2 protein-coding genes are annotated in these 2,562 nt (G+C 75.0%); one reads left to right on the top strand and one right to left on the bottom strand.

Annotated elements, in window-relative coordinates; translation table 11 throughout:
• Window positions 1–82 precede the first annotated feature (82 nt).
• Window positions 83–853, bottom strand: a complete 771-nt coding sequence (locus B7767_RS35040) for an IclR family transcriptional regulator (protein WP_085575601.1) — start codon at window positions 851–853, stop codon at window positions 83–85.
• Window positions 854–953: 100 nt separating this feature from the next.
• On the opposite strand from B7767_RS35040, the gene B7767_RS35035 reads away from it, so the two are divergent.
• Window positions 954–2,291, top strand: coding sequence for a 6-phospho-beta-glucosidase (locus B7767_RS35035; protein ID WP_085575600.1), 1,338 nt, complete (start codon window positions 954–956; stop codon window positions 2,289–2,291).
• Window positions 2,292–2,562 lie beyond the last annotated feature (271 nt).

Raw genomic sequence — 2,562 nt, 5'->3', positions numbered from 1 at the left:
CCGGTGATCCGGGGCCGGAGTCGGGCCGTGGAGGGAGGCGTCAGGTGCTTCCGCGTGCGCCGGGGCATCCGGGAGCAGGGCCTCAGATGTCCTTGGCGGGGACCGCAGCGGCCGGGTGCCAGCCCAGGGCCCTGGAGATGCCGCGGGCCGCGAGGCGGAGGGCCGGGGTCAGGGTGGGGACGCGGGCGTCGGAGTGGGGGACGACGACCGACACCGCGGCGGTGACCGTGCCGTCGGGGCCGCGTACGGGCGCCGCCACCGACAGCGCGTCCGGGGTGACCTGGCGGTCGCTCACCGCGACGCCCGAGCGCCGCACCTCGGCCAGTACCCGGCGCAGCGGCTCCGGTTCGGTGATCGTGTACGGGGTGAAGGAGGCGAGCGGGCCCGCGCAGTACTCCTCCTGGAAGCCGGCGTCGCTGTGCGCGAGCAGGGCGAGGCCGACCCCGGTGGCGTGCAGCGGCCAGCGGGCGCCGACCCGTATGTGCACGCCGACCGACGAACGCCCCGACAGCCACTCGGTGTAGACGACCTCACCCCCGTCGCGCACCGCCAGCTGCACGTTCTCGTGCGTCGCCTCGTACAGGTCCTCCAGGTACGGCAGCGCGACCTGCCGCAGCGCCGGCCCGCGCGGGGCGAGCGCGGCCAGTTCCCACAGCCGCAGCCCGACGTGGTACGTCCCCGACGCGTCCCGCTCCAGCGCGCCCCACCGGGCGAGCTCGCCCACGAGCCGGTGCGCGGTGGTCAGCGTGAGCCCGGCCCGGCGGCTGATGTCCGTCAACGTCAGCGCCGGGTGCGCGTGGTCGAAGGCCGCGAGCACGGACAGCAGACGGTCGGGCGCGGAGCGGCTGGTCATGTCCGGCTGTCCTCCGGTGGGTCGGGTCGGCGGAGCGTACCCGGCGCGGTCGCGCCGCGAGTAGGGTCGTCCCGGTTCGTCGTGGTGGGAAGGTGCGGATGTGAAGCTGACGATTCTGGGCGGTGGGGGATTCAGGGTGCCGCTGGTGTACGGGGCGCTGCTCGGGGACCGTGCCGAGGGCCGGGTGACCCGTGTCGTCCTGCACGACGTGGACGCCGGGCGGCTGCGCGCGATCGCCCGGGTGCTGGCCGAACAGGCCTCCGGTGTGCCCGACGCGCCCGAGGTGTCCTTCACCACCGACCTCGACGAGGCGCTGCGCGGCGCCGCGTTCGTCTTCTCCGCGATCCGCGTGGGCGGCCTCGAAGGCAGGGCGAACGACGAACGGGTCGCCCTCGCCGAGGGCGTGCTCGGCCAGGAGACGGTCGGCGCGGGCGGCATCGCCTACGGCCTGCGCACCGTGCCCGTCGCCGTCGACATCGCCCGGCGGGTGGCCCGACTCGCCCCCGACGCCTGGGTCATCAACTTCACCAACCCCGCCGGTCTGGTCACCGAGGCCATGTCCCGCCACCTCGGCGACCGCGTCATCGGCATCTGCGACTCACCGGTCGGCCTCGGCCGCCGCGTCGCCCGGGCGCTCGGCGCGCGGCCGCGGGAGGCGTGGATCGACTACGTCGGCCTCAACCACCTCGGCTGGGTACGCGGTCTGCGGGTCGCCGGCCGCGACGAACTCCCGCGCCTGCTCGCCGACCCCGTCCTGCTCGGCTCCTTCGAGGAGGGCAGGCTCTTCGGCGCCGACTGGCTGCAGTCCCTGGGCGCGATCCCCAACGAGTACCTGCACTACTACTACTTCAACCGTGAGGCCGTACGCGCCTACCAGGAGGCGGAGCGGACGCGGGGCGCGTTCCTGCACGACCAGCAGGCACGGTTCTACGCCGGGGTGACCGGCCCCGACGTGCCCGCCCTGGAGCTGTGGAACCGTACCCGCGCCGAACGCGAGGCCACCTACATGGCCGAGAACCGGGAGGCGGCCGGTGCGGGCGAACGCGAGGCCGAGGACCTGTCCGGCGGCTACGAGGACGTGGCGCTCGCCCTGATGCGGGCGATCGCCCGCGACGAACGCGCCACCCTGATCCTCAACGTCCGCAACCGCGGCACCCTGTCACCCCTGGACGGGGACGCCGTCATCGAGGTCCCCTGCCTGGTGGACGCCGGTGGCGCGCACCCGGTCTCCGTCGACCCGCTGCCCGACCACGCCACCGGTCTGGTCTGCGCCGTCAAGGCCGTCGAGCGCGAGGTGCTCGCCGCCGCCCGGTCGGGCTCCCGCGCGACGGCCGTCAAGGCGTTCGCGCTGCATCCGCTCGTCGACTCCGTGAACGTGGCCCGCCGTCTCGTCGACGGCTACACCGCCGTCCACCCCGGCCTCGCCTACCTCGGCTAGCCGGCACGGCACACGGCTTCGGGCCGGCCGGTCGCCCCCCGTGACAGCGGCCGACCGACCCGAGCCCCCCGTTCCCCCGTGCTTCCCCCCCCCGGCGGCTTCCCCAAGTCGCCTTCACCATCAAGAGCACGCGGCCCGGCCCCTGATACACCCCCGGCGGAAATTCCCCGAAAAAATTTCTACGCGCGCGCCCCGGTCGCCGTCCGCGGCTCCACGGACGCGGCCGGAGCCGGTACGGCCCCCAGCGCGGGCGCGGCCGTGGGCACGTCGG

Origin of the sequence: Streptomyces sp. 13-12-16 (assembly GCF_002114215.1) — a bacterium.
In the GTDB taxonomy this organism is placed as follows: Bacteria; Actinomycetota; Actinomycetes; order Streptomycetales; family Streptomycetaceae; genus Streptomyces.
The sequence above is the reverse complement of the archived record's forward strand: the minus strand, read 5'-3'. Positions and strand labels throughout refer to the sequence as shown.

What these genes read in the sequence shown, in the direction of transcription:
- B7767_RS35040 (WP_085575601.1), bottom strand. Translation starts at nt 853, where the DNA reads ATGACCAGCCGCTCCGCGCCCGACCGTCTGCTGTCCGTGCTCGCGGCC.